The 24,454-nt window shown below is 58.1% G+C and carries 25 protein-coding genes; 15 read left to right on the forward strand and 10 right to left on the reverse strand.

Features of this window, described 5'->3' with window-relative positions; translation table 11 throughout:
• Positions 1–91: 91 nt before the first annotated feature.
• From H8F22_RS12985 to H8F22_RS13000, 4 genes are all read right to left on the reverse strand, one after another.
• Entirely contained in the window at positions 92–1,306 is a 1,215-nt protein-coding gene (locus H8F22_RS12985; RefSeq protein WP_194940262.1) for an MFS transporter, read from the reverse strand.
• Positions 1,307–1,678: 372 nt separating this feature from the next.
• The gene (locus H8F22_RS12990; RefSeq protein ID WP_228758763.1) at positions 1,679–2,308 is read right to left on the reverse strand and encodes a TetR/AcrR family transcriptional regulator; all 630 of its coding nucleotides are present in this window, start codon (positions 2,306–2,308) and stop codon (positions 1,679–1,681) included.
• A 307-nt stretch (positions 2,309–2,615) separates the two neighbouring features.
• Entirely contained in the window at positions 2,616–2,945 is a 330-nt protein-coding gene (locus tag H8F22_RS12995) for a DHCW motif cupin fold protein (RefSeq protein WP_194940263.1), read from the reverse strand.
• Positions 2,946–3,094: 149 nt separating this feature from the next.
• The gene (locus tag H8F22_RS13000) at positions 3,095–3,901 is read right to left on the reverse strand and encodes a lytic transglycosylase domain-containing protein (RefSeq protein ID WP_059182721.1); all 807 of its coding nucleotides are present in this window, start codon (positions 3,899–3,901) and stop codon (positions 3,095–3,097) included.
• 292 nt (positions 3,902–4,193) lie between these two features.
• Between H8F22_RS13000 and H8F22_RS13005 the strand changes: the two genes are divergently transcribed.
• On the forward strand, positions 4,194–4,907 hold the full coding sequence (locus tag H8F22_RS13005; RefSeq protein ID WP_194940264.1) for a class I SAM-dependent methyltransferase: 714 nt from the start codon (positions 4,194–4,196) through the stop codon (positions 4,905–4,907).
• Positions 4,908–4,930: 23 nt separating this feature from the next.
• Here H8F22_RS13005 and H8F22_RS13010 read toward each other — a convergent pair whose 3' ends face one another.
• Positions 4,931–5,752, reverse strand: a complete 822-nt coding sequence (locus H8F22_RS13010; protein ID WP_027924650.1) for an SDR family oxidoreductase — start codon at positions 5,750–5,752, stop codon at positions 4,931–4,933.
• 146 nt (positions 5,753–5,898) lie between these two features.
• On the opposite strand from H8F22_RS13010, the gene H8F22_RS13015 reads away from it, so the two are divergent.
• Positions 5,899–6,573: a class I SAM-dependent methyltransferase gene (locus H8F22_RS13015; RefSeq protein WP_059182719.1), complete on the forward strand. Its 675-nt coding sequence runs from the start codon at positions 5,899–5,901 to the stop codon at positions 6,571–6,573.
• Between the two features lie 12 nt (positions 6,574–6,585).
• Here the strand turns inward: H8F22_RS13015 and H8F22_RS13020 are convergent, their stop codons facing one another.
• Complete coding sequence (locus H8F22_RS13020) at positions 6,586–6,975, reverse strand: c-type cytochrome (RefSeq protein WP_027924652.1); 390 nt, start codon at positions 6,973–6,975, stop codon at positions 6,586–6,588.
• Positions 6,976–7,166: 191 nt separating this feature from the next.
• Here H8F22_RS13020 and H8F22_RS13025 point away from each other — a divergent pair, with 191 nt between their 5' ends.
• On the forward strand, positions 7,167–7,490 hold the full coding sequence (locus H8F22_RS13025) for a DUF7693 family protein (protein WP_194940265.1): 324 nt from the start codon (positions 7,167–7,169) through the stop codon (positions 7,488–7,490).
• A 163-nt stretch (positions 7,491–7,653) separates the two neighbouring features.
• The gene (gene msrA, locus H8F22_RS13030; RefSeq protein WP_027924654.1) at positions 7,654–8,163 is read left to right on the forward strand and encodes a peptide-methionine (S)-S-oxide reductase MsrA; all 510 of its coding nucleotides are present in this window, start codon (positions 7,654–7,656) and stop codon (positions 8,161–8,163) included.
• A gap of 53 nt (positions 8,164–8,216) precedes the next feature.
• On the opposite strand, the gene ptrR is transcribed toward msrA, so the two are convergent.
• Positions 8,217–9,095 (reverse strand): putrescine utilization regulator PtrR, encoded by an 879-nt coding sequence (gene ptrR / locus H8F22_RS13035; RefSeq protein ID WP_027924655.1) that lies wholly within the window; start codon positions 9,093–9,095, stop codon positions 8,217–8,219.
• 100 nt (positions 9,096–9,195) lie between these two features.
• Between ptrR and H8F22_RS13040 the strand changes: the two genes are divergently transcribed.
• Positions 9,196–10,587 (forward strand): aldehyde dehydrogenase family protein, encoded by a 1,392-nt coding sequence (locus H8F22_RS13040; RefSeq protein WP_194940266.1) that lies wholly within the window; start codon positions 9,196–9,198, stop codon positions 10,585–10,587.
• Positions 10,588–10,631: 44 nt separating this feature from the next.
• Here H8F22_RS13040 and H8F22_RS13045 read toward each other — a convergent pair whose 3' ends face one another.
• Positions 10,632–11,003, reverse strand: coding sequence for a nuclear transport factor 2 family protein (locus H8F22_RS13045; protein ID WP_027924657.1), 372 nt, complete (start codon positions 11,001–11,003; stop codon positions 10,632–10,634).
• 129 nt (positions 11,004–11,132) lie between these two features.
• Between H8F22_RS13045 and H8F22_RS13050 the strand changes: the two genes are divergently transcribed.
• Positions 11,133–11,804 carry a glutathione S-transferase family protein gene (locus tag H8F22_RS13050; protein ID WP_194940267.1) on the forward strand — a complete coding sequence of 224 codons (672 nt, stop codon included), beginning with the start codon at positions 11,133–11,135 and terminating at the stop codon, positions 11,802–11,804.
• Here the strand turns inward: H8F22_RS13050 and H8F22_RS13055 are convergent.
• Positions 11,801–12,745: an aldo/keto reductase gene (locus H8F22_RS13055; RefSeq protein ID WP_194940268.1), complete on the reverse strand. Its 945-nt coding sequence runs from the start codon at positions 12,743–12,745 to the stop codon at positions 11,801–11,803. The two genes, H8F22_RS13050 and H8F22_RS13055, sit on opposite strands and share 4 nt — an antisense overlap.
• Positions 12,746–12,843: 98 nt before the next feature.
• Here H8F22_RS13055 and H8F22_RS13060 point away from each other — a divergent pair, with 98 nt between their 5' ends.
• Both H8F22_RS13060 and H8F22_RS13065 read left to right on the forward strand, forming a co-directional pair.
• Entirely contained in the window at positions 12,844–13,632 is a 789-nt protein-coding gene (locus H8F22_RS13060; RefSeq protein WP_194940269.1) for an alpha/beta hydrolase, read from the forward strand.
• Positions 13,633–13,745: 113 nt separating this feature from the next.
• Positions 13,746–14,645 (forward strand): bestrophin family protein, encoded by a 900-nt coding sequence (locus tag H8F22_RS13065; protein ID WP_027924661.1) that lies wholly within the window; start codon positions 13,746–13,748, stop codon positions 14,643–14,645.
• Positions 14,646–14,647: 2 nt separating this feature from the next.
• Here the strand turns inward: H8F22_RS13065 and H8F22_RS13070 are convergent, their stop codons facing one another.
• A complete protein-coding gene (locus H8F22_RS13070; RefSeq protein WP_194940270.1) occupies positions 14,648–15,625 on the reverse strand; it encodes an NAD-dependent epimerase in 978 nt (325 codons plus the stop codon).
• Between the two features lie 604 nt (positions 15,626–16,229).
• Between H8F22_RS13070 and rfaH the strand changes: the two genes are divergently transcribed.
• The 7 genes from rfaH to H8F22_RS13105 all read left to right on the forward strand — a co-directional run bounded on the left by rfaH (position 16,230) and on the right by H8F22_RS13105 (position 24,453).
• The gene (gene rfaH, locus H8F22_RS13075) at positions 16,230–16,766 is read left to right on the forward strand and encodes a transcription/translation regulatory transformer protein RfaH (RefSeq protein WP_027924663.1); all 537 of its coding nucleotides are present in this window, start codon (positions 16,230–16,232) and stop codon (positions 16,764–16,766) included.
• Between the two features lie 95 nt (positions 16,767–16,861).
• Positions 16,862–17,965 carry an outer membrane beta-barrel protein gene (locus tag H8F22_RS13080; RefSeq protein ID WP_228758799.1) on the forward strand — a complete coding sequence of 368 codons (1,104 nt, stop codon included), beginning with the start codon at positions 16,862–16,864 and terminating at the stop codon, positions 17,963–17,965.
• A gap of 12 nt (positions 17,966–17,977) precedes the next feature.
• Positions 17,978–18,511: a polysaccharide biosynthesis/export family protein gene (locus H8F22_RS13085; protein ID WP_027924665.1), complete on the forward strand. Its 534-nt coding sequence runs from the start codon at positions 17,978–17,980 to the stop codon at positions 18,509–18,511.
• A 2-nt stretch (positions 18,512–18,513) separates the two neighbouring features.
• On the forward strand, positions 18,514–20,826 hold the full coding sequence (locus H8F22_RS13090) for a GumC family protein (protein WP_027924666.1): 2,313 nt from the start codon (positions 18,514–18,516) through the stop codon (positions 20,824–20,826).
• Between the two features lie 147 nt (positions 20,827–20,973).
• Positions 20,974–22,365 (forward strand): undecaprenyl-phosphate glucose phosphotransferase, encoded by a 1,392-nt coding sequence (locus H8F22_RS13095; protein WP_194940271.1) that lies wholly within the window; start codon positions 20,974–20,976, stop codon positions 22,363–22,365.
• Positions 22,366–22,395: 30 nt separating this feature from the next.
• Positions 22,396–23,736, forward strand: coding sequence for a UDP-glucose dehydrogenase family protein (locus H8F22_RS13100; RefSeq protein ID WP_027924668.1), 1,341 nt, complete (start codon positions 22,396–22,398; stop codon positions 23,734–23,736).
• Positions 23,737–23,748: 12 nt separating this feature from the next.
• Positions 23,749–24,453 carry a WecB/TagA/CpsF family glycosyltransferase gene (locus tag H8F22_RS13105; RefSeq protein WP_194940272.1) on the forward strand — a complete coding sequence of 235 codons (705 nt, stop codon included), beginning with the start codon at positions 23,749–23,751 and terminating at the stop codon, positions 24,451–24,453.
• Position 24,454 lies beyond the last annotated feature (1 nt).

Consider the following 24,454-nt stretch of genomic DNA (forward strand, 5'->3'; position numbering starts at 1 on the left):
GCGGTCATCACGGGCAGCACTTCCGTAAACAGGAGTCCCCCATCAGCAGGACAACGTTGCCAGATAATACGCCGTCGACCTTCCAAAATATCTAGGATCGACGACCCGGTTGGAACCCATGACGTCTCGCACTCAACACGGCCAGTAGGCTCAAAACTGCAAGAACCAATAGCGTCCATGGGAAAGAGCCAGGACCGGCGTATTGAAGTAACACTCCCCCCAGCAGCCCACCGCCGGCGACAGCAAGATTGAATACGGTTACCAACATTGACTGCGCGACATCTGTCCCTTCACCCGCGTTATCCGCGATGGCTGTCTGCAACAGCGTTGGCGCCCCACCGAAGGTCAGCCCCCACAAGGCAATACCAGCCAGCGTAACCATTGAGCTGCCATTGGCGAAGCCAATGATTAATGCAGCCGCGGCAAACAGAGCGAGGCTGAGAATCGTCAGCATCCTGAGAGAGCGATCTACAAACACCCCCGTTATCCAGATTCCGAGGACGGAAGAGGCACCAAACAAAAACAACACAACATCCACATATTCGGCAAGTCCCACTGACGCCAGATAAGGTGCGATATAGGTGTAGAGGATGTTGTGAGCCAAGATCCAGGCAAAGATCACAAAGAGGACTGACCGGATACCCGGGGTAAGGAAAATTTCGCGAATGGATTGACGCTTTGAAGACGATTGACCGGGGTAATCAGGAATACAGGATCGGACCCAAATCAACAGTGCAAATGAAAGCCCCGACATTATCCAAAATACGCCTCTCCAATCCGAAAGACCGCCCAGCCAGGTGCCCAATGGAACACCAATAGACAGAGCGATGGGTTGGCCAACCCCGACAATTGCCAAGGCGCGTCCTTGAAGATGGTTAGGGACCATGCGTCTGGCGTAGCCAGCCAGCAGCCCCCAAATAAGACCCGCCGCCATACCTGCAATAAAACGCGAGACAAGTATCACTACGAAATTAGAAGAAAGCGCGGTAATTGAGTTGAATACCAGCAAACCAAGAATAGCCAGAAGAAACAGAGGTCTCCTCCGCCAACTGCGTGTGGCTGCAACGATAGGAATCGCGGCTAAAACCGAACCCAACGCATAGAGAGTTACCAACTGACCGGCGAAAGCCTCTGAAACGCCAAGGCTTGATCCAATCTGTGGCAACAGTCCCGCCGGCATGGTTTCAGTCATGATGGCAATGAAACCCGCCAGGGTAAACGCCAGTAACTTCCAAATAGGAATACGTTCGCTATAGCCGATATCGGAAATAGGCTGATTGGAAAAACTGTTGTCCTGAGCTGTCATAATACGTTCACCGCTTTAATATTTTGGGACTTTGCAAAGTAGATGCGCACGCTGGAGAATCTCGTATTCATAAACGTCCGCGTGCCATCCAAAGGGGGTCAACAGGCTCGAATGCTATTGATATTTTTACGATACTTTCAACAGCACTAACTCAAGGCTCGGGTACCGCGTCACCTCAAACGCGATAGATCCACGTTAACTTGCCTTGTTTTATCAATCATTACAGCCAAGACGCGTTCGTACTGATGGTGTTCAGCGCAGGTTTTACATCGCATTAACACGATCATCTAAAACAGCCAGACTTCTGGAATGATCAGTACAATACTAGGCAAAAAAATTTAACTGAGCTTGGTTATTCTAAAAAAAAGGGCCTCAAAGAGCACTTATTGCGACGTCAACAATGTCTCCCAGCCTTTCCGCACGCTCTTCTTGTGCACTTCCTTTGCCAAGCACCCTGATACCCTGAATTGTGCTGACAAAGAATCTCGCGAGTGCGCCGGGATTTTTTTCTACGGATATTTCGCCGCTCTCCTGGCCTCGCTTTATCAGCCCCTTAAGGGCCCGCTCCATGCGCGAAAAATTTTGGGCGACCAAACTTGCTATTTCCTGATCATGCCTTGCCAACTCTAACGAGGCATTGGCGACCATGCACCCCAGACTCTCTTTATCGTTGAGTTCTTCCGAAACAATTTTCATCAGCAGTTTGCGCACAATATCTCGCACCAAACCTTCCTCTGATAAAATCGAGATATTTGGCGCAGTGAGTTGGTAATAACGGCGAAGAGCAAATTCATAGAGACCTCGTTTGCTGCCGAACGCGTTATAGAGACTTCCGCGTCCTAACCCCGTTCCGTCTACAAGATGTTGAATACTTGCTCCGCTATACCCTCGCAACCAGAAAACATGCATAGCCGCTTCGGCTATGGCATCTGAGTCAAACTCCTTGGGTCTCATAGGGTGTGCGCTCTGGAATGATCGTTCCAAACAATCTAAAGCGTCCATGCCCGATAGTCAACACACGATTGAGCGCTCTGAAACGGGTCTCTTGGCCTTTACCGTAAACAGGGCAATACTAAAAAATGATCTTCAGCACACAAAAAATCCTGTAATTGCCGAAAATCGGCTCCATCCCCGGGCTTACTTCGAAAGCTCTTGCAACAAAGTTTGAAATCGTGCTGCAGCAATCCACCTGTGGATTCAATCGGCCAGATGCAACCATCCGCAAACGTATAATTCAACGCTGATGATTGGAGCCGTATTGGTCAAAAGGAGATCGGGTGGGGGCATTACGCAGGTTCGCCCCCCACTACTAATCCACAATAAACAACTTCGCCCCGGTGGTGGTGAACGACCGATGTCCCTCAGCATTATTACCCACCTGATAACTCATGCCCGGCGTCAGTGTGAACTGACGACCATCTTCCAGCTCTGTATGCAACTGCCCCTCCAGGCACAAAAGGATGTGCCCCCTCGAGCACCAGTGATCGGCCAGATACCCAGGGCTGTACTCGACCATCCGCACACGCGCTGAACCAAACTGGCAGGTCCGCCAATAGGCAGTGCCTGTCTGACCGGCATGCGCCACCGGCTCTATCGTTGACCAATCGGTGGTACCGAAAGGAATGGCAGTGAGATCCATGGTTGCCTCATCGAATTACAATAGATGCGGACCGTAACAATCTGGCGATGGTGCCGATAGACACAGATAGCCCGGATTTAGGGGATACAGGCGCTGCAAACCCGCAACAGGCTAGCGAGCCACCTCACTGTTGTTTCTGGCTTACCGTACTAGCGATGGTTGCGATAGCGTTCGGTCAACGACTGCACGAGGGTGACGTAGGATTGCGTCTCGGCGTAGGGAGGCACCCCGTTGTACTCGACCACGGACGCTTCGCCAGCGTTATAGCCTGCCAACGCCAGCACCTGGTTTCCGTTGAAGCGCTTGAGCAACCAGGCCAGGTAGCGCACGCCGCCACGGATGTTTTGTCGTGCGTCGAACGGATTGTCCACGGCGAAGCGCTCGGCGGTGGCGGGCATCAACTGCATCAGCCCTTGGGCGCCAGCCTCGGAAATGGCGTTGGGGCGAAACGCCGATTCGGCATGAATCACTGCGCGGACCAGCGCCCTGTCGACACCGTAATGACCCGCAGCGGCTTCGATCTCCCGCCGATAGGAATCAGTGTCCAGGCGCAGTGAGGCGACCTTGAAATCCTTCGGCACCCTGCACAGATAGCAGCCCTTGATGACATAGAGCTCAAGGACATCGACCCGTGCGGAGATGCCGACGGGACGTCGGCTCACATATTGACGAATACCCTTGTGCTTGAAGGTGAACACCCGAACCCGCACCGCGCCTGAATCGTCGTCCTGCGCAAGCTGGGGCGGGTCAATTGTCTTAGTGCCGACACCGGCGCCCGCCGTGCCATTCAGGCGAGTGCAGCGGGCGTTGGAACTGGCTTGGCTGGTGTAGCTGATGGCTCCGTCACTGGCTTGGCACTTGAACGTGGCGCTCGCGCACAGTGGAGCGGCCAGCAAGGCCAGCTCGATGCAGCCAAGAAGGCTCTTGCGAGCCCATCGCCATGCTCTGGAACTCATCACATCGCTCCGTGCCCGGGCGCAGCCTTTGGAGGCCTGTACTGGTGATCGCCTTTGTTCTGATAGTTATACCCCTTGTAACCGGTCAAGGAACTTGCATTGACGTACGGGCTGCCAGCGCTCCAAGGCGAGGCCCAGACTTGATTGCTCGCACGACGCGCCTTCCCAACTGTTGCATGGACGAAAGCTGAGTGCTTTGGCATTCCTGCCGGGAATGCAATGCATAAAATTAATGAATTTTTATTATCGCCGCTTATGACCTAAGTTGATTCCAAGGACATGGAGAACCGCCTTGAAATCACCACTTAACCCCGCTGAAAAGTTTGATAACACTCGGGCCAATGAGTACGGACGACAGAGCCGTATCGCACTGGCAGGTTATGACGCCTGTCAGGACTTGGTGGCGTGCATGCTCGCGGCAAGCCTTGGAAATAGGGACTCGGCAAAAATACTGGTCGTTGGCGCTGGCGGTACGGCGCAGGAGATCATCGCGATGGCCAGGCTTGAGCCAGTCTGGCGCTTCACCGCCGTTGATCCGTCTGAGCCGATGCTGGAAACCGCGAAACAGCAGTTAGCCGTAAACAACGTGCTTGAAAGAACGGACGTGCATCTCGGGCACGTTGAAGACTTGGCCGCAGATGAGTCCTACGACGCAGCCACTTTGATCGGTGTACTCCACCATCTCGATGGGGATGATGCCAAGGGAGAAATTTTACGGTCCATTCGGGCTTGTCTGAAACCGGGGGCTCCACTGATTGTCGCCGGCAATCACTATGCCTACGCCAGCCAGCCGTTACTCCTGGCAGCCTGGGGGCAACGTTGGCGGCAGCACGGAGCCAGTCCGGATGAAGTGAAAGTCAAACTTGGGAAAATTCTTCAAGGCGCTGACCCTCCACATTCTGAGGCGGCTGTTCAGAAGCTTTTGCATGATGCGGGTTTTGGGGACGCTACCCGTTTTTTCAGCAGCCTGTTTTGGGGTGCCTGGTTAACGTGTAAAACAGTCTGAACGGCGATCTGACATGCACGGAGCTAGACTCCGCCGTCATCCCCTTTAGTTGGCGTAACAGCCGAACCTGCCAGCAGGCCGCCGTCAATGTTGAATTCACTGCCGGTGATGTATGTCGCTTCATCCGAGGCCAGTAACAGCGCCACGGCCGCCACTTCTTCGGGCATGCCAAACCGTCTGAGCGGCGTATCCCGGACCAGTGCGGCCATTCGTTCTTCACGCCCCTCGTCGGTGCCTAACATCGGCTCCCACATGGGCGTGAGGATCGCCGCCGGATGAATTGAGTTGCACCGAACCTTGAGGCCTTGCTCAGCGCAGTAAAGCGCCACCGTTTTCGTGTGATTACGAACCGCGCCCTTGGACGATGCGTACGCTGCCGCGCCCGGAATACCGACCAAACCTGAGCGGGAGGAGATGTTGATAATCGAGCCCGATCCTGGATTCCGCATGGCGCGAATGGCGTACTTGCACCCCAGGAATACACCGTCAAGATTGGTCTGATGCACGGCGAGCCAGTCTTCCAGTCGCGCATGTTCCGGGTCGTGCCGCACGGCGCCTTGTTCAAACCCGGTAATGCCGGCGTTGTTCACCAGGATGTCCAGCCTGTCGCGCTCTTTCAAAATGTGCGCCGTCACTCGCTGCCAATCGTCCTCCCGCCGCACATCCAGGCGCAGATAACGGGCACGATCACCGAGTGAGTTTGCTAGCGCTCTGCCGAGCTCATCGTTTATATCGGTGACGTAAACGAAGCACCCCTCCTGCACGTAGAGTCGTGCAATCGCGGCGCCAATTCCTTGGGCTGCCCCTGTAATGATCGCAGTCTTGGCGGTGAGTTTATTGTCCATAAATGATCCTGAGACGCCCTTGGTTTGATGGATGCAAAGCGTTAACCAACCCGAAGTCGAGTTCACACGCAAAAGCAGACACTAGCACCCCGAACATAAAGCACCTGTTCTATCCTCTCATCCAACCAACAACTCCGGACATCAACATGCCCGCTCCCGAATCCACCCTCCTCCAAAGCTGGCACCATAATGCCCGATCCTGGATCGAAGCCATCCGCACCGGCGCTATCGAAAGCCGCCGGCAAGTCACCGACCAGGCCATCTTGTTGGCGGTAATGGGCCGGCAGCCTGAGCGCGTGCTCGACCTGGGGTGTGGTGAGGGCTGGTTGTTGCGTGCGCTGGCTGACCGGGGCATAGAGGCGGTCGGGGTGGACGGTGATGCGACGCTGATCGAGGCGGCACGGGCAGCGGGCTCTTCGACAGTACAGGTGGCGAGTTATGAAGAATTGGTGGAGGCGAAGGTCAACGTTGGCAGTGACTTCGATCTGATCTGCGCCAACTTCGCACTGCTGCACCAGGACATCATCCCGCTGCTCACGGCCATGAACGCCCTGCTCGTTCCTGGCGGCACGCTGGTGATCCAGACGCTGCATCCGTGGACCGTAGCGGCCGGCAACTATCAGGATGGTTGGCGGGAAGAGACCTTCGCCGGGTTCGGGGGTCAGTGGCAACCCATGCCCTGGTATTTCCGCACCTTGTCCAGTTGGCTCAATGCGCTGGACATGGCTGGTTTTCGGCTGGTCGCCTTGCAGGAGCCGCAGCACCCGCAAAGTCCTGTGCCGCAGTCATTGTTGTTGATGGCGGAGCGGCGGGAGTCATAGCAATCGCGAATGTCACTGCGGCTGAAAGGTTTGCAGGTAGGCCAGCAGGTTTTCGATCTTTTCCGGATCGCTGAGTCCCCAGAAAATCATCCGGGTGCCGGGGACCACTTGTTTCGGCGCTTCGAGGTACGCGGTCAGTGTCTCGCGGGTCCAGACGATACCGGCGGCTTTCATCGCGTCGGAGTATTGGTAATCCGTGGTGCTGCCGGAGTGCCGGCCAAAGATGCCATTGAGCTGCGGACCGAATGAACCCCGCGCCGACTCCCCGACCTGATGGCAGCCCCCGCAAATTCGCTTGAACAGTGTCGCACCCGCTTCAGCATCGCCGGCCGCGTGTGCCTGAAGGCTGAATACACCTGCAGTGAACAACAAGGTAAACGTGAGTGCAGCGGCTTTGTACATGTTCATTTCCCAGTCGTGTTTCGTCAGGCGCGAAAGATGGGCGCCCGCTTGCGGGGGCGAAAGTCTACGCAAAGAATGGCTGTCTTCATAACCCACGGTGTCATCAGGGGTTATTCACTGACAGCTTCAAGCGCAGTCTCTATCCTGTGCGGGCGTATTGGCGTTTGACGAACATTCTATTGGAGACACCTGTGCTACCCCTGACCGCCCGCGAGGTTTACCAGACATTGCGCGATGCCGCCCTGGGCATCCACCCTTTGCGGCGCCTCGATGAACACGCCGGGCCCGGCCAGATTCAGGTCGATATCGAAGGCTGGCGCCTGACCCTCGACGTCGACGGCGTCCATGTGCGCCACTGTCAACGCTGCCACAGCCCCGATGGCCGCGTGGGTGAACTCGACGGCTGGCAACGTTTTGGCACTGACCCGGTCAGTTTTCTCAGCGCATGGGAACTGGCCCAGATCGAGCGGCTGCTGACCAAGTGCCAAGGCGCACTTGCCAAACGCCAGTCATGAAAAAGCCCGGATAAACCGGTCTTTTTTCGTTGTTCGTCCCGCAGCCCAGGCCATTGCCCTCCTCCACGTGCCTCACGCCAGATGCATTCACAAAGAAGCAGAAAGTAGTCGCGAGACTGCGTAATAATCGGGTCCAATCGATAAATACTGAGGAGTGAGTTTTATGACCACGCAATCCGAAACCGCCATTCTGGCCGGCGGCTGCTTCTGGGGTATGCAGGATTTGATCAGGCGAATGCCCGGCGTGCTGTCTACCCGGGTCGGTTACTCGGGCGGCGATGTGCCCAACGCCACGTACCGCAATCATGGCACCCATGCGGAAGCCATCGAGATTGTGTTCAATCCGGCGGTGATCAGCTATCGCCAGATCCTCGAATTTTTCTTCCAGATTCATGACCCTTCGACGGCCAATCGTCAGGGCAACGACATCGGCCTCAGCTACCGTTCGGCGATCTTCTATCTCAACGAAGAACAACGCGATGTCGCCGAGGACACCGTGGCTGATGTCGATGCGTCCGGCCTGTGGCCTGGCAAGGCCGTGACGGAAATAGCCCCCGCCGGCCCGTTCTGGCAGGCCGAGCCGGAGCATCAGGACTACCTCGAAAAAGTACCCAATGGCTACACCTGCCATTTCATTCGGCCGAACTGGAAACTGCCAAAACGCGCACTCTGAAGCAATGACTCGAGTCGCGAGCAGGCACGCTCCCACAGTGTTATGGGGTGGGTTCAAGGTTGTGCTTGAACCACCCCACGCTCTTCCAGCAAGCGCACAAACATGGTCAAACTCTGGGACACCGTTCCTCGGCGCCACACCAGCCACGTGCGCAAATACCGGAACGATTCGGACAACGGCCAGATACTCACCGTGGTGCACCCCGGCATGCTTTCCAGCATGCTGCGCGGCATCAACGCCAGGCCGGCACCGGCGCTGACGCAGGCCAGCATGCCGTGATAGGACTCCATTTCGAAGATCTTGCCCGGCACCGCCGCATCCTTGCTGAACCAGCTCTCAAAGTGGTGCCGGTACGAGCAATTGGAGCGGAAGGCGTAGATATTTTCGCCGTTCACATCCTGCGCCCGGTGGATCGGCGAATGGTTGAGCGGCGCGATCAGCACCATCTCTTCCTCGAACGCCGGCACGCCTTCCAGTGCCGGGTGCAGCACCGGCCCGTCGACAAACGCGGCAGCCAACCGCCCCGACAACACCCCATCAATCATCGTCCCCGAAGGGCCGGTCGACAGGTCCAGTTCAACCTTGGCGTGTTTCTGGTTGTAGGCCGCCAGCAGCCCGGGAATGCGCACCGCCGCCGTGCTTTCCAGCGACCCCAGTGGAAACGAGCCTTGCGGTTCTTCCCCTGCCACAGTGGCACGGGCTTCCTGCACCAGGTCGAGGATGCGCCGGGCATAGTCGAGAAAACTCCACCCGGCCGGCGACAGGCGCAGGCGGCTTTTCTCGCGGATAAACAGGTCCACGCCCAAGTCCTGCTCCAACTGCTTGATCCGCGTGGTCAAGTTGGAAGGCACGCGGTGGATGTGCTGTGCGGCGACGCTGATGCTGCCGTGCTCGGCAACGGCCTTGAAGATTTCCAGCTGAACCAGATCCAAGTCATTCTCCAAACGTGAACGATATGCTCAGCATTATTCAGTTTCCGAAAAACAAACGCCACCGTAACCTGAGCGCATTCCCACCTAGCAGGACGGTGCCATGACCCGCGTTTCCAGCCTTACCCACGCCATTTCGATCAACCCGACCACCAGCGAGCAGATCGGCCACTACCCTTTTGAGTCCGACTCGGCACTGCAAGCCGCCCTGTCGCGGGCCGCAGGCGGCTTCCGTGTCTGGCGCAAAACCGCCGTGGCGCAACGCTCGCAATTGCTGATCGCCCTGGCTCAGGCCCTGCGCAACAGTGCCGACACAATGGCCACCATGATCACCCAGGAGATGGGCAAGCCCATCTCCCAGGCCCGTGGCGAAATCGAAAAGTGCGCGCAGCTCTGCGAGTGGTACGCCGAACACGGCCCGGCCATGCTCAACGCCGAATCGACGCTGGTTGAAGGCGGCAAGGCGCGCATCGAATACCGCCCGCTCGGGCCGATTCTCGCGGTGATGCCGTGGAACTTCCCGATCTGGCAAGTGCTGCGCGGCGCCGTTCCAGCGTTGATCGCCGGCAACACCTACGTGCTCAAACACGCTCCCAACGTCATGGGCAGCGCTTACCTGCTACTGGACGCTTTCAAGAACGCCGATTTCCCTGAAGGGGTTTTCGAAGTACTGAACGTCACGCCGGACGGCGTTTCCACGGCGATTGCCGACCCGCGCATCGCCGCTGTGACCCTCACCGGCAGCGTGCGCGCCGGCATGGCCATCGGCGCTCAGGCTGGGGCGGCATTGAAAAAATGCGTGCTGGAACTGGGCGGTTCCGATCCGTTTATCGTGCTCAACGATGCCGACCTCGATGAAGCAGTCAAAGCCGCCGTCATCGGCCGCTACCAGAACACCGGGCAAGTCTGCGCGGCGGCCAAGCGCTTGATCGTCGAGCAAGGCATTGTCGAGGAATTCACACGTAAATTCGTCGAAGCCACGGCCAAACTGGTGGTCGGCGATCCACTGGCCGCTGACACTTACCTCGGCCCGATGGCGCGGTTTGATCTGCGTGATGAACTGGATCAACAAGTGCGTGACACCCTCGAAGAAGGCGCGACCTTGTTGATGGGCGGCAAGAAGGCGCAAGGGCCGGGTAACTTCTACGAACCGACCGTGTTTGCCAATGTCACCGACCAGATGACCTCGTTCAAACAGGAATTGTTTGGCCCGGTAGCCTCGATCATCACCGCACGCGACGCCGCCCATGCGCTGGAACTGGCGAATGACAGCGAGTTCGGCCTGGCGGCAACCGTCTTCACGGCCAATGTCGCGCTCGCCCAACAGATGGCCGGCGAACTGCAAACCGGCGGCGTGTTCATCAACGGCTACAGCGCTTCCGACCCCCGCGTGACCTTCGGCGGCGTGAAGAAAAGCGGGTTTGGCCGCGAGCTGTCGCACTTCGGCGTGCGCGAGTTCTGCAATGCCCAGACCGTGTGGCTGGACCGCCGCTAAGCGAAAAACGCAGCCTGGGCGTCGTTGGCTCCCAGGCTGCGATTTTATTCATGCACGAAATAGAGCTTGTTGACGATCATCCAGCGCTCATTGATTTTCAGTAACGACAAATAATCGGTAAAGCGCATACCGGCATAGTCATCCATTACCTTGACGGCCGCAGCATCCCCCGTGATATCGACGCTGAGCGTTTCCCAAAACGGCTTGACCTCTCTGGGCGCCGGCCCCTCGGCCTTGATGGCGCTGACAAACTCATCCAGCGACGACCATTCCAGCGTTCCCTCGTAGTGACCGATGATGCGACAGGCGGGATGAAACGCGTGCCGCAGCAGCACTTCGTCGGCGAATACCATTCCTTCGACATAATTACGAATGACAACGCTGATGTGCTCCCTGTCCAGCGATTGAGCAGTCATGACATACCTCCAGCTTTATCGTCCTCACACCGCCGGTGAGGGCTCAACCTAAAAAGTCTAGCACCGCGATTCGACCCCTCGTGCGCGGCGACTATGCTGTTGGAGGTCACTTTTCGGGAGGCGCTGAAGATGTCCCTGACGCTTTATTACCATCCACTCTCGTCGTACTGCCACAAAGTGCTGATCGCGCTCTATGAGCACGCAGTCGACTTCGACAAACGGATCATTGATCTGGGCAACGCCGCTGAAAAAGCCGAGTTGCAGGCGCTCTGGCCGATCGGCAAATTCCCGGTCATCCATGATCACACCGGCCAGTGCGACGTGGCGGAGTCGACGATCATCATTGAATACCTGGATCACTATTTTGCCGGTCAACACCGGCTGATTCCGGGCCATTGGGACACGGCGCTGGAGGTCCGTCTGTGGGACCGGGTCTGCGACAACTACCTTCAGACGCCACTGCAACAGATTGTCCTGGATCGCATCCTCGGTGCGAACGGCAATCTGACCCAACAGCGCGCCACGCTACAGACCGTGTACGGCATGCTCGACCGCCAGTTGGCGAACAACGCCTGGCTGGCCAGCGCCGCGTTCAGCCTGGCCGATTGTTCAGCGGCCCCGGCGCTTTTCTATGCCGGTACCCTAGAGCAGATACCTGGTGAGCACGGCCATTTGAACGCCTATTTCGAGCGGCTGATGAACCGGCCATCCGTGCAGCGGGTGATCGACGAAGCCAGGCCTTACTTCTCGCTCTACCCGTTCGAACAAGACATCCCGCAACGGTTTCACCCGCGCCCCTAACGCACGATGTCGATCAATTGTTCGCGCTGCGCCCCCGTGAGCATCGGCCCGAAACCGGCGCCGGCATTGTCCGCCATGTAAGGCGGATTGCCGGTGCCGGGAATCACGCAGGTCACCGCCGAATGGGACAGCAGGAACTTCAACGCCAGTTGCGCCCAACTGGTGACCCCCACTTGCGCAGCCCAACCGGGCAGTGGCTTGCCCTTCATGCGTTCGAGCAAACCGCCACCACCGAAGGGCCGGTTGCAGATCACCGCCACCCCGCGTTCGCGACACAGCGGCAGGATGCGTCGCTCGACACCGCGATCGTCCAGCGCATAGTTGATCTGCAAAAAATCCAGGGGCTCAGCCTTGAGCACCGCCTCCACTTCCTCATAGGCCGTCGGCGTGTAATGGGTGATGCCGATGTAGTGAATCCGACCTTGCTCCTTCCATTCGCGCAACGTCGGCAAATGGGTTTGCCAGTCCAGCAGGTTGTGGATCTGCATCAGATCGATGCGGTCGGTTTGCAGCAGGCTGAAGGACCGTTCCATCTGCGCAATACCTTCCTCGCGGCCACGGGTCCACACCTTGGTGGCGAGAAAGGCCGGCGAGCGCGGCTCATGGATCGACAGCAATTCACCGGTGGTCTGTTCGGCGCGGCCATACATCGGCGAGCAGTCGATGACGGTGCCGCCCTTCTTGAGCAAGACGCTGAGCACCTCTGGCAATTGTTTGTAGGCGAGGCTGGAAGGCTCGACATCAAAACCGCGATACGTGCCCAGCCCGACGATGGGCAATAGCTCGTTGCTGGAGGGAATGGCGCGGGTCTGCATGGTCTTGCCTCCTGTTTCCGTCGACGGCGCCGAGGTTGCAAAAGCCCGATCGAAGGTGAAAACCGCCGGAACACCGGCAGCCAGCGTGAGAAATCGTCGACGCGTGTATCCGTCAGTGTGGCTCATCGTATTGCCCGTGTGGCCCAACCCGGCGTGCCCCGCTACCGTTGAACTAAACTCTGGCACCGATCCCGTGTTAGCGGACCTCGATCCCAGAGCCGTCAATGTCGCCCCCTAAAGTTAGTCGAATGTTCAGAACCCTGACGCTTCTCGTTGTCATCCTTGCTGCGTTGTACCTGACGCTGTGTGCGGCGTTGTTCGTGTTTCAGCGCGCGCTGATCTACTACCCGCAAGCCAGCGCGGCCACCACACCCGCATCACTGCTGACGCTGACGGTCGAAGATGCGCAAATACAGGTGTCGGTCAGGCCTCATGACGGCCCGAACGCCTTGATCTACTTCGGTGGTAACGCCGAGGATGTGTCTCGCAGTCTGTCCGGGTTTTCCCAGGCGTTCCCCGAGCAGGCGCTGTACTTGATGCACTACCGCGGGTTCGGCGGCAGCAGCGGCTCGCCCTCGGAGGAAGCGATTGCTCGTGATGCGCTGACCTTGTTTGACAAGGTCTACAGCAGCCATTCGAAGGTTGTCGTGGTCGGGCGCAGTCTCGGCTCGGGCGTCGCCGTGCGCCTGGCCAGTCAACGCCCGGTCTCGCGGTTGATCCTGATCACGCCCTACAACAGCCTCGAAAGCCTGGCCAGACAACAGTTTCGCTGGTTCCCGGTGAGGTGGCTGTTACAGGACCGCTTCGAATCCTGGCGATATGCAGCGCACATCACGGTGCCGACGCTGTTGATCGCCGCCAGCCACGACGAGGTCATCCCGCGTTCCAGCACGCAGCAGCTCTACACCCATTTCGCCCCCGGTGTGGCGACGTTGAAGGTGATACCGGGCACCGGCCATAACTCCATATCCGACAGCCCCGAGTACCTGAAGCTGCTGGGCGACGGATTATGAGATGGACTACCTTCATAGACAGTATCGATCACGCAGTCATCCAGAGTGATTGGACTCACCGCCCGCAAGCTCTTAGCCTGCGCGCGACGCGAAACACCTGAAGGCAGAACTCCATGATCGTCAGACCCAAACCGAACTTCATCAACATCCTCAGCGCGATCAAGGGCTCCATCGCCAAACGGATCGCCCTGCGCAGTTTGATGGTGACGCTATTGGCATCGGTCATCGTGCTCGTCGAGACTTTGCACCCCAGCTACTTTTCCAAAGTCAGCGCGACGCCGTTCACGCTGCTCGGTTTGTCGCTGTCGATCTTCATGAGCTTTCGCAACAACGCCTGTTATGACCGCTGGTATGAAGGCCGCAAAGCCTGGGGCGATGTGATCGTGGCGATTCGTTCGATGATTCGAGAAACCGTGATCATCAAGGACGCCGACACGCGCAACACCCTGCTGAGTCACTTGTGCGGGTTCGCCCACGCGCTCAACGCCAAACTGCGCCAGGAAAACGAACTGGCGGCGAGTGGCCGCTGGCTCGACCCGATCCCCAAGGACAACGCGCCGGACTTCAGCGGGCGCATATTGCTGCAGGTCGGCCAGCAGTGTTCGGCACTCAGCGAGTCGGGGGTGATCAACGAATGGCGCTACACGATCATGGCCAATCATCTGGCACACCTGACCCAGGCACAGGCTGCCTGCGAACGGATCAAACACACGCCGCTACCGTTTGCCTACACCTTGCTATTGCACCGCACCAGCTACCTGTTCTGCTTCCTGCTGCCCTTCGCCATGGCCGAACCCCTGGGCTGGATGACCCCGATTTTCACGGCGATTGTCAGCTACACCTTTTTTGGCCTGGATGCGATTGGCGACGAACTGGAGGACCCGTTTGGCCGCGACGAAAACGACCTGCCCCTCGATGCGATCGTGCGCACCATCGAGCGGGAAATCCTCACCGCGATGGGGGAAACACAACTTCCACCGGCGCTGGAACCGGTGGACTTTGTGTTGAAGTGATTTCACACCTGATAAAAATCCCGGTACCACTCGACAAACTGCGCCACACCGGTTTCAACCGTCACTTGCGGGCGGAAGTCGACCCAGTCCGCCAGCGCCGACACATCGGCCCAGGTCTTGATCACATCACCCGCTTGCATCGGCAAGTTATTGCGCAGCGCTTTGACCCCCAATGCCGACTCCAGGCATTCGATAAAATCCAGCAACGCGACCGGATGGCCACGGCCGATGTTGAAGAGACGGTTGACGCCCCCACTCTCGTGGTTCGCCACTGGCGGCTTTGTTCGCAAGCGGGCGATACCTTCGACGATATCGTCGACGTAGGTGAAATCGCGCGCCATCTGACCATGGTTGAACACCTCGATCGGCTGGCCCTTGAGGATCGCTTCGGTGAACTTGAACAGCGCCATGTCCGGGCGCCCCCAAGGCCCGTAGACGGTAAAAAAACGCAGGCCGCTGGCCTTCAGGCCGTACAGATGGCAGTAGCTGTCGGCGAGCAGTTCATTGGCGCGCTTGCTCGCGGCGTACAGCGAAACCGGATGATCCACCGGGTCATCCACACTGAACGGCAGCTTGTTATTGGCACCGTACACCGAACTGCTCGACGCGTAGATCAGGTGCGCGGGCGGATAGTGTCGACAGGCTTCCAGCACATTCAGGAAACCCACCAGGTTGGATTGCGCATAGGCGTCCGGGTTATCCAGCGAGTAACGAACCCCCGCTTGCGCCGCCAAGTGCACCACTTCGGTGAAGTGATGTTCGTTGCACAACGCCATCAACGCAGGCTTGTCGATAATGTCCATTTTCTGAAAACGGAAGCCCTGCAACATGCTCAGTTGTTTGAGCCGGGCCTGTTTGAGTTCGACGCTGTAATAGTCATTGAGGTTGTCGACACCTATCACTTCAAGGCCTTGCAGGCATAACCGTTTGACCGTGTGAAACCCGATGAATCCCGCAGCGCCAGTCACAAGAACGGTCATAGTGCCTTGCTCCCCTGTTAACACAAGAAGGGCTTAGTTATAGCGTTGCTATTGCATGGGGTCCAGATTCGAAGCTTACTACTTAACAACCCCCATGATTGGGGATTATTCTCAACGGCCTGACTATCAATCACATCAAAAGTTTAATTTGTCCGACGAAATAAAAATTCCTCCTGAAAACAGCCGCTTGAGTAGAAGCAAATTCACTATTGGATAAAAGGCGTGCTTTTTGACGAGGAACGTTTGACAGCTCGCTTAGAGTGGTCGATAACTACACCGGTCTATTGGAACAGTTGTGCGAGTGCGGACTGTCTGTTTAGCCTCTGATCCTTAGTCTCCTACCGAATTAGTTTTTATGTGGGTCCCTTGTGCGGACCGTGCGGTAGCTTTGCCCAAAGCGAAGTTGACTCAGGCTTATGCCTGATATGTTGCACGGTATAGCGTCACGTCATTGGCTTGTGCCCTTTCGTGATGCGTTTTGTGATTCATTATTGATACACAACTGCGCAACTCTATAAAAAAACATATCTGCTCGATTAACACTTCCTAGGCCTCAATAGAGCCACTGCCTGCCTAAACTTCTCAATTCACAGAGTTTACCAGCATGCCAGCATTAAGCTCCGAGCGGTCTAATTGGTACCTGTTGCAATGTAAACCACGTCAGGATGAACGTGCCCACCTGAACCTTCTGCAACAAAACTATGTGATCTTCCACCCCCAACTGGTGACCGAGCGCGTGATACGCGGAAAACGCCACAGGGTGCTGGAATCGCTGTTCCCCGGGTATCTGTTTATCCACCTCAGCCGTAACGACAATTGGGCGCCCTTACGTTCCACCCGCGGCGTCAGTCGTATTGTCGAATTCAATCATGGTCCTGCGACAGTGGCAGAGCACGTCATCGAGCATCTGCGCGCGCGCTGTTTTGAATCGGCGGATGCGCACGTCGACCATGACCTGAAACCCGGCGAACACTTGCAAATCATTCGAGGGCCACTGTCGACACTGGAAGGCATCTTCGTGTCCTCGCAGGGGGCTGAACGTGTGATGATCCTGCTGCAGTTCCTTAATCGCGATCAAACTATTTGCGTTCCACGCAGTGATCTCGGACTCCAGAGCACGCCCATACAACTTAATAACTAATTGTTTGCCTTATATGCTTTCGTCAGGAGCTACGAAAAATGGCCTTGAAGTCACGCTGCCCTATTGCACTGCTCATGGCCTCTCTTTATCCAGGGATGGCATGGAGTATCAACCCACAAAACATTGATGTTTACGGCTTCAACTTCACTCCAACTTTCCTGCTCTCAGAAAGTTACGACGATAACTTTCGCGAATTGGAAAACAACACGCAATCTTCCATGATCACTCGGTTGGCGCCCTCCTTCGAACTGAAGGCTGAAGACCGCAACAGCGCCACGCGCCTTATCTGGCAGCCGACTCAGAACATATACCACGATGAGTCCGATGCCTCGTACACGGCACAGCGGGTGCGGGCCGACAGCATCATGGAGTTCACCGACCGACACCGTCTGAAACTTGAGGCCGAGTACCGCAAATGGGAGCGTACGGAATCGACGGCGGTCATAGGCGAAAACGACAAACTCAACAACAAACGTGTGGGTGGCCTGTACACCTACGGCGCCAAGAGCGCTGATAACCAGATTGATGTCGGCGCCAACTATGCAGAACTTCGCTATACCAATGCCGATGGCGTCAACGACGACAAAGAACGTAATACCGCCGGTGTGACCACCACCTGGTATCACCGCATTGGCAGTAACACCCGTGGCTTGCTGGAATACGACCACACGAACTTCGATTATCTGCAATCCAACAGCCCGCGCAGCAGTAAATCCGACGCCATCCTGGGCGGAGCCACATGGGACTTCACCGCCCGCACCTCGGGCAAAGTGCGCATTGGTTACGAGAAAAAGAATTTCGACAGCAGCCAATCCAAAGACCTCGACAACCCCACCTGGCAAGTGGATCTGCAATACAAACCACGTACTTACTCGACCTTTACCTTTGTCGCCCGCCAGGCCCTTGCCGAGGGCGACGATGGTGCTGACGCTGTCAAATCAACCTTCACTCAGGTCGGTTGGCGCCACGGCTGGACCGAACGCATCACCACCGTGGCCCAGGCCGGTTATGGCCGATATGTCTACGAAGGCGAAAGCCGCACGGACAATCTTCAGGATTACAACCTGGCCCTGAGATACGCCATGCGCCGATGGCTGGATATCGAACTCGGCTATCGCTACCGGGATAACAATTCGGACGCCGAAGATGAAAGCTACACCCGCAACGTTGTTTCGATCAGCTTCAACGTAAGCCTTTAGGAGGGTTTTGCGATGAACTCACACACTCTTGGCTTGTTGTTCGCATTGGCATTTGCCCCCACTACGTACGCAGCGGACTCCGGCACCCAGTACAAACTGGCGGCGGGCGACGTGTTGCGCATCACCGTGTTCGGCGAGCCGGAACTGAGCATTAAAAGGGTTCGCCTCAACGACGCCGGAACGTTTTCCTACCCGTTCCTCGGTGAAATTTCCGCCAAGGGCCTCACCCCCAACCAGGTCGAAAAGATCATCGTCGACGGGCTAAAACAGGGCTATCTGAACGATCCGAAAGTCAGCCTGAGCCAGATCGAATACCGCTCGTTCTACATCAACGGCGAGGTCACCAAACCCGGCAGTTACCCCTTCGTGCCCGGCCTGACGCTTGAGAAAGCCATTGCCTTGGGCGGTGGCCTCACCGAGCGCGCCTCGATCAAACGCGTGACGATCGTGCGCGGCGACAGCGGCCAGACCCTCACCGATGAAGTGACGCGCAGCACCACAATTGCCCCCGGCGACACCATTTCCATTGCACAAGGCTTTTTCTAATCATGGACAACAGCCCTAGCAACTTCGTCGAACGTCCTCTGCAAACGCACGTGTATCAACAGCACAGCGAAGACAGGGACACCATTGATCTGCTCAAACTGTGGAGGGTGATCTGGCGCGCGAAATGGAAAATCGGCTGGCTGGTTGTGCTCAGCGTTGCCCTGGCGGTGGTGGCCGTCTCGCTGATCACCCCGCAATACATCGGCAGCACCACGTTGCTGTTCAACGACAAGACGCCGCCGCTGATGTCCTTCCAGCAAGTGAAGGATTCAGGCAGCAACGCTACTGACTACTTGCAGACCCAGCAGGCTCTCCTGGAATCCCGGGACCTGGCCGAACGTGCGGTGAAAAAACTCGGTCTCACCACCAACCCGATCACCGACCCGCGCCAGCAGCCGGCGCCGTGGTTCACGCCGCGCAAATGGCTGGCGGACCTCAACCTTAATCAGTGGATACCCGGAATGGGCATGCTGTTGCCGGTGAAGGACGCGCCAACCGAGGAAGACGTGTTCAATCAGGTCACGCAAAACCTGATGCTGCACACCACCGTCAAGTTTGTCGGCAAAAGCCAACTGCTGAACATCGAAGTCGAGCTACCGGACCCTGATCTCGCCGCCGCAGCGGCCAACGCACTGGCCCAGGGCTTTACCGACAGCCAGATCGACACCAGCGAAAAATCTTCGCAGTCCACCACGGCGTGGATGAACACCCGACTGGTCGATTTGCGCAACAACCTGCGCGTGGCCGAGAAAAAACTTCAGGGCTACCGCGAAGAGCAAGGGCTGGTCGATGTCGGCGGTGTCTCCACCATCAGCGCCAACGAACTGGAGGCTACCGGCAGCCGCATGGTCGACGCCCGCCGTACCCGCGCTGAAGCCGAGAGCGAATACCGTCAGGCCAAGGCTTTGAGCACTGGCGACTTGAGTCGGCTCTCCAGCGTACCCGCTGTGTTGTCCAATCCGCTGGTCCAGCAATTCCAGGCTGACCGGGCCAAAGCGCAAGCCAAGGTCGATGAGCTGTCGGGGCGCTATGGGCCGAAACACCCGAGCCTGATTTCCGCACAGTCCGAATTGCGCGCAGCCACCACTGCCCTGCAATTGCAGGTGCAGCAAGTGGTCGCCGGGATCGAGCGGCAATATCAGCTCGCCTCGGCCAGCGAAGCCTCGATCCGCCAATCGTTCAACAGCAACAAGGCGCAGATCCAGGACATCGCGCGCAAAGAGTTTCAGTTGCGCGAGTTCCAGCGTGAAGTCGACAGCACCCGTGCGCTGTACGAAACCTTCGTCACTCGCTTGAAGGAGACCGCCGCCACCGCCGACATGGACTCGACCAAGGTGCGCATCGTCGACCCGGCAATTGTTCCGATGGAAGCCAGCAAGCCACGCAAAACGTTGATCGTGGGCATTGTCGGGTTGCTGGCAGCCCTGATTGGCGTTGCGCTGGCCCTGCTGTTTGACAGCCTGAGCAACACCTTCAAGACCGACGAGACCATCGAGAGCACGCTCAATATTCCATTGCTCAGCGTCGTTCCGTTGGTGATGAAGAAAAGCCGCCGGCAACTGGCGCGGTTGTTTGAGGACAACGACAACCCGCGCTTTTCCGAGACCATTCGCAACCTGCGCACCTGGTTGATGTTGCAAAGCAGCGAGATGCCGTCGCAGGTGGTGCTGGTGACCTCGACCGTGGCCGGTGAGGGTAAAAGCACCATCGCCAACAACCTCGCCAGCTCGCTCACCTCCCTTGAGCGCGTGCTGCTGATCGATGCCGACATGCGCCAGCCGACCCTTTCGCTGAACTTCGACTTCCCGCCGGACGCCCCCGGGCTGGCGAATGTGATTGCGGGCACGGCTCGGCTCGAAGACTGCATCGTCTCGGTGGGCAACCTGGATTTGCTGCCGGCCGGGAAAATGTTGCAGCCCTCGGTGGACCTGTTCACCGCGCCGCGCCTGCCATCTCCCGCCGACGCGCTCAACCCGGCACGCCAGCCTCCGCCCCAGGACTTGCTCAGTTCGCCACGCATGGCGCGGATGCTCGAAGCACTGAAGTCGCGTTACCGCCACATCATCATCGACTCGCCGCCGGCGGAGATGATCAGCGATGCCTTGCTGCTGGCCCAGCATTCGGACGCCGTGATCTACGTGGTCAAGGCCGACAGCACGCCGATCAGTCAGGTGCAAAGGGGCATCGCGATGCTGCAACAAAGCCACGTACCGGTGTTCGGTACCGTGCTCAACCAGGTCGACCTGCGCAAGGCGCGCAAGTATGGCTACAACCACTCCCGCACGTTTTATAACTACGACTTCGCGCCCCGTTAACACCGGGGCGACCTAGCCAACGCGTCACCTCTGCCAATACAAAAACAGCTGCTTCACCTCTGCCGAGCAACGGAAAAGCCTGCGGGAGCCACGCCGTGTCCGCCCGTTTTGTGCTGGTGCATTTACTTCTGCCTTGAGGTCAAGCCCATGACACCGCTCTATACCGCTCACCTGACTCACCGCCGAGGCCTGACGTTCTGGGGACAGTGGGTCTGCGCAATGACGCTGACCATCGGGCTGCTGATGCTGCTCGTACTGTGGCGCGTCGGCAACCTGACCAGCGATTACCGGATTCTGATCATTCTGACCGTGCTCGGCTCGGTGCCGATCTACAGCCTGATGCAGGTCTACCACAAGCGTCATGGCTTGCTGGTCGGGCTCGGTCGATTGCTGGCCGGCTGGCTGATCCTGCTGGCCGTGCTGGCGGCCATCGCCTTCATCACCCAAACCAGTGCGACGTACTCGCGACAAGTCATCATGGTTTGGGCGGTGTTGGGGTTTCTGGTTCAGGCGCTGAGTTTCCTGCCCCTGCATTACTTCGCCCGGTTGCACGCGCGCATGGTCTGCAAGGAACGCCGGTCAGTGATCATCGGCACCTGTCCGACCGCCCATGAGCTGGCGAAAAAACTCTCCCGGCCGAACCGCGCGCTGGTCCTGGGGTTCATCGCCGCCGCCGACGACAGTGGCCCGGCGCCGAGCATTCTGCCGCTGCTCGGCCGGGTCGACGCCATCCGCGAGATCATCACCCGCCTGGCCGTGCGGCGCGTCTATATCGTCCTGACGATGGCGCATGCCGCAACCATTGAAGCGCTGTACATCGACCTGCTGGACATGAACGTCGACGTGGTCTGGATCCCGGATTTCAGCAGCATGGTGCTGCTCAATCATTCGATCTCGGAAATCGAACGGATGCCGGCGATCTACCTCAACGAAAGCCTGATCAGCTCGCACCCCGCCAGCCTGTTTTGCAAGGACCTGTTCGAACGCAGCCTGGCGGCCACGGCCCTGATTGTGATCAGCCCGTTGCTGTTGGTGGTCGCGGCCGCCGTCAAGTTGAGCTCGCCAGGGCCGGTGCTGTTCAAGCAAAACCGCCACGGCTGCAACGGCGAAGTGATCAAGGTCTGGAAGTTTCGCTCAATGCGCGTCCATGACGACCGCGAGGTGCGCCAGGCCATCCGCGAAGACGATCGCGTCACGCCGGTCGGACGCTTCCTGCGCCGCAGTTCCATCGACGAATTGCCGCAGCTGTTCAACGTGCTGTTCGGCCAGATGGCCCTCGTCGGCCCCCGCCCGCATGCCGTCACCCACAACATTTACTACACCGGCAAAGTCCGCGCCTACATGGCCCGTCATCGCCTAAAGCCTGGGATTACCGGGCTGGCCCAGGTCACCGGGCATCGCGGCGAGACCGAGACCGTGGAAAAGATGCAGCTGCGCGTGGCCCAGGACCTCAACTACATCAACCAATGGTCACTGTGGCTGGACATCAAGATTCTGATCAAGACGCCCTTCACGTTGTTCTCGAAAAACATCTACTGACGCCCTGCTTCGACTCCCCGAGGTTTGATCATGAATGTGAGCGTATTCGGTATAGGTTATGTGGGCCTGGTCCAGGGCGCCGCGCTGGCAGAAGTCGGCCATAGCGTGATGTGCGTGGATGTCGACGCCACCAAGGTCGATGCCCTCAAGGACGGCACCTTGCCGATCTACGAGCCCGGTTTGGAAGCCCTGGTGCGCGACAATTACCAGAGCGGCCGCCTGCAGTTCGGCACCGACCTGGCCAGCGCCGTGCAGCATGGCGATGTGTTGTTGATCGCCGTCGGCACGCCGCCTGACGAAGACGGTTCGGCAGACCTTCAATACGTGTTGAGCGTGGCGCAAACCATCGCGCAGCACATGGATCGTCACCAGATCATCGTCGATAAATCCACCGTCCCCGTCGGCACTGGCGACCTGGTACGTGCACGCATCGAGCAGGTGCTGGCCGACAACGGTCGCAGCCACCTGACCTTCGATGTGGTCTCCAATCCGGAGTTTCTCAAGGAAGGTTGTGCGGTAGAGGACTGCATGCGCCCGGACCGGATCGTCATCGGCACCGACAGCCCGCACGCCGAAGAGGTCATGCGTGAACTGTACGAACCGTTCAATCGCAACCGCGAAAAAATCATTGTCATGGACATTCGCAGCGCCGAGCTGACCAAGTACGCGGCCAACTGCATGTTGGCGACCAAGATCAGCTTCATGAACGAAATGGCCAACATCGCCGAAAAGCTCGGCGCAGACATCGAAATGGTCCGCCACGGAATCGGGTCCGATCCGCGCATTGGTTATCAATTTATCTACCCCGGCCTCGGCTACGGCGGCTCGTGTTTCCCCAAGGACGTGAAGGCGCTGATTCACGCCGCCACCCGTGTCGACATCGATGCGCGGGTGCTCAAGGCCGTGGAGTCGCGCAACAACGAGCAGAAAACCACCCTCTACAGCAAGATTTCCGATCACTTCGACGGCGCCCTGCGCGGCAAGACTTTCGCCCTGTGGGGCTTGAGCTTCAAACCCAACACCGACGACATGCGCGAAGCCCCCAGCCGGGTCCTGATGGAAGCCTTGTGGCACGCCGGCGCGAGCGTCCAGGCCTACGACCCGAAAGCCATGGAGGAAACCCAGCGCATTTACGGCTCGCGCGACGACCTGACCCTGGCGGGCACCAAGGAAGCGGCGCTGAAAAATGCCGACGCCTTGATCATCGTCACCGAGTGGCAAGCGTTCCGCGCGCCGGACTTCGACCTGATCAGCCAACAGCTCAAGCAACCGCTGATTTTCGACGGACGCAACCTGTTCGATCCGCAGCGCTTGAGCAAGCGTGGCTTCACCTACGTGTCCGTGGGTCGCCAGACCCACGCCGCAATCTGAGGGGGTCAGGCCATGATCACGCTGAAAATCGTCAGGCAATACTCACCGACGTTGCTGGATGCCAGCCAGGCGTATTCCTTCATTAATTTTGCGTCCATCGGCAGCCTGATCAAACACACCCCGGGCACCGTTGCCTACTTTTGCGACGGCATGCTGATGTCGGCGTTCATGTCGCGGGTCACTGGGCGCAACGTCGGCCGGGTCAGTTTCGACTTCACTTCCATCGCTCATCCGGTGCTGGGTAGCGCCGAGCAACAGGGCAAACGGGTGTATTTCGTCGGTGCCCGGCAGGACGAACTCGAGTTGTTCATCAGCAAGATCAAGGCGCGCTATCCGCAACTGATCATCGCCGGCTATCACAACGGCTATTTCGATGCAGCGCAGGCCGAGGGCATTCAGGCCGAGATCTGCCGCAGCGGAGCGAACATCCTGATCGTCGGCCTCGGTGCCGGACTGCAAGAAAAGTTCGAGCAGGACGCGCAGCGCTCCGGGTTTCGCGGTGTTGCCTTTACCTGTGGCGGGTTCATTCGCCAGGAGGCCATGGCCACGCGTCACTACTACCCGGCGGTGATTAACCGCCTGCACCTGCGCGCGTTCTATCGCATGTACCGCGAGCCGCACACCATCAAGCGCTACCTCGTCGACTACCCGAGCAATTTCCTGCAACTGCTGGGGATGGTCGTTCGGCACGAAGTCACCATCAGTGTCGGGGAATGAC

It is taken from the genome of Pseudomonas mucoides (assembly GCF_015461845.1).
In the GTDB taxonomy this organism is placed as follows: domain Bacteria; phylum Pseudomonadota; class Gammaproteobacteria; order Pseudomonadales; family Pseudomonadaceae; genus Aquipseudomonas; species Aquipseudomonas mucoides.